Raw genomic sequence first — 2082 nt, 5'->3', positions numbered from 1 at the left:
TAGCAACAGCTCACCCATGCGGCTCTGACAACGATGTTAACCCGCGTTAAATATCCCACGTTGGCCAGCATCTGTCTCACGGAAAGTCATACTGCCTTACCAATATCAACACCAACCGGATTTGTGGAGCCTCCAGTCTGAAGGGGCTTTATGCGTTCCGTATAGGATATTATGATGCTGGAGTTTTGCGAAGCTCCACTCCTTTCCGAACATTTACACAGATATTGCCTAAGAAAAGTGAAACCATAATATGGTTATAGTCCCTTTCAGTGCAAATACTTAGCTTGTTGCACAGAGAAATAGAAGCTGCATAAGCTCTTTCTTCAAAAAATGTAAATAAAGTTAAATATAGGAAAAATTACTTAATCTATCTTAATAACGGAAAGATTTTGTATACAATCACTGTTACAGAAATTTCTTAGTTACTCTGTAAACACTAAATATAGTTTGGTATATTCTGTTGAATTTATGATGGATATGGGACATAAAAACAAAATAGATATAAAGGTTCGCTTGCATAACTATATTATTTTATATGCAAAAAGGTGTTCAATGACGGTTAGCTCAGGCAATGAAACTTTGACTATCGATGAAGGGCAAATTGCTTTTATAGAGCGAAATATACAAATAAACGTCTCCATAAAAAAATCTGATAGCATTAATCCATTTGAGATTATAAGCCTTGACAGAAATTTATTATTAAGCATTATTAGAATAATGGAACCAATTTATTCATTTCAACACTCCTATTCTGAGGAGAAAAGGGGGTTAAACAAAAAAATATTCCTCCTCTCTGGGGAGGAGGTTTCTATCGATTTGTTCAAATCTATAAAAGAGATGCCTTTTGGCAAAAGAAAGATCTATAGTTTAGCTTGCCTTTTATCAGCTGTTTCTGATGAGGAAGCTTTATATACTTCGATATCGATAGCTTCTTCTCTTAGTTTTTCTGATCAGATAAGGAAGATTGTTGAAAAAAACATCGAGAAGAGATGGCGTCTTTCTGATATTTCAAATAACTTGAATTTATCAGAAATAGCTGTTAGAAAACGATTGGAGAGTGAAAAATTAACATTTCAACAAATCCTTCTTGATATTCGCATGCATCATGCAGCAAAGCTTTTATTGAATAGTCAAAGCTATATTAATGATGTATCAAGACTTATCGGAATATCAAGCCCATCTTATTTTATAAGGAAATTTAATGAATATTATGGTATAACTCCAAAGAAATTTTACTTATATCATAAAAAATTTTAAATGCTTCATAGCCCATCGCTATTGCCAGATGGGTTTTCCCCACACCTGATGGCCCTAGTAATACGATATTTTCATTACGTTCTATGAAGCTGAGTGAGCGTAACGACTGGAGTTGCTTCTGCGGTGCTCTGGTGGCGAATGTGAAGTCATACTCTTCGAACGTTTTCACCGCCGGGAAGGCTGCCATTCGGGTATACATCGCCTGTTTACGTTGATGACGTGCCAGTTTTTCTTCATGAAGCAGATGCTCCAGGAAGTCCATATAACTCCATTCCTGGTCTACTGCCTGTTGTGACAGCGCAGGCGCTGCGCTTATGTACTGCACCCATTTTGTTGGACGATGAAATGGAATAGCCCCTAATATGTCAAAGCCAAAATACCCTTTTGAAAAGCGCCTTGAAGTCGTGAATCACTACTTCACTACTGATGATGGTTACAGGATCATCTCGGCACGTTTTGGTGTCCCCGAACCCAGGTCAGGACATGGGTTGCCCTCTATGAAAAACATGGAGAAAAAGGCTTAATTCCCAAACCTAAAGGTGTTAGTGCTGATCCAGAGTTGCGTATTAAGGTCGTGAAAGCTGTGATTGAGCAGCACATGTCCCTTAATCAGGCTGCTGCTCACTTTATGCTTGCTGGTAGTGGTTCTGTAGCCAGGTGGCTGAAGGTTTATGAAGAGCGCGGAGAAGCTGGTTTACGCGCGCTCAAGATTGGCACCAAAAGAAACATTGAACCGCCCCGGGTTTCCTGGAGAGTGTTTTATCTGTGAACTCAGGCTGCCAGATCATCGTTTCCGATGGAAGCATAATAAGCTTTTTCTGCTTC

General features: G+C 38.9%; 1 protein-coding gene and 2 pseudogenes. 2 read left to right on the top strand and 1 reads right to left on the bottom strand.

Annotation, left to right across the window (positions count from 1 at the left end; translation table 11 throughout):
• Positions 1 to 468 precede the first annotated feature (468 nt).
• Entirely contained in the window at positions 469 to 1257 is a 789-nt protein-coding gene (gene virF / locus BHE85_RS14060) for an AraC family invasion system transcriptional regulator VirF (protein ID WP_039063949.1), read from the top strand.
• On the opposite strand, the pseudogene BHE85_RS14055 reads toward virF, so the two are convergent.
• Positions 1250 to 1621 (bottom strand): annotated as a pseudogene (locus BHE85_RS14055) (ATP-binding protein); the annotation flags it as partial. The gene virF and the pseudogene BHE85_RS14055 sit on opposite strands and share 8 nt — an antisense overlap.
• Here BHE85_RS14055 and BHE85_RS14050 point away from each other — a divergent pair.
• Positions 1620 to 1987 (top strand): annotated as a pseudogene (locus BHE85_RS14050) (helix-turn-helix domain-containing protein); the annotation flags it as partial. The pseudogenes BHE85_RS14055 and BHE85_RS14050 overlap by 2 nt on opposite strands.
• Positions 1988 to 2082: the final 95 nt, after the last annotated feature.

This window comes from Shigella sp. FC1567 (genome assembly GCF_001743015.1).
GTDB lineage: Bacteria > Pseudomonadota > Gammaproteobacteria > Enterobacterales > Enterobacteriaceae > Escherichia > Escherichia coli.
This window is presented reverse-complemented; position numbering and strand designations above follow the sequence as displayed.

Coding starts and splice junctions, on each gene's coding strand:
- virF (WP_039063949.1), top strand. CDS start 469: ATGATGGATATGGGACATAAAAACAAAATAGATATAAAGGTTCGCTTG.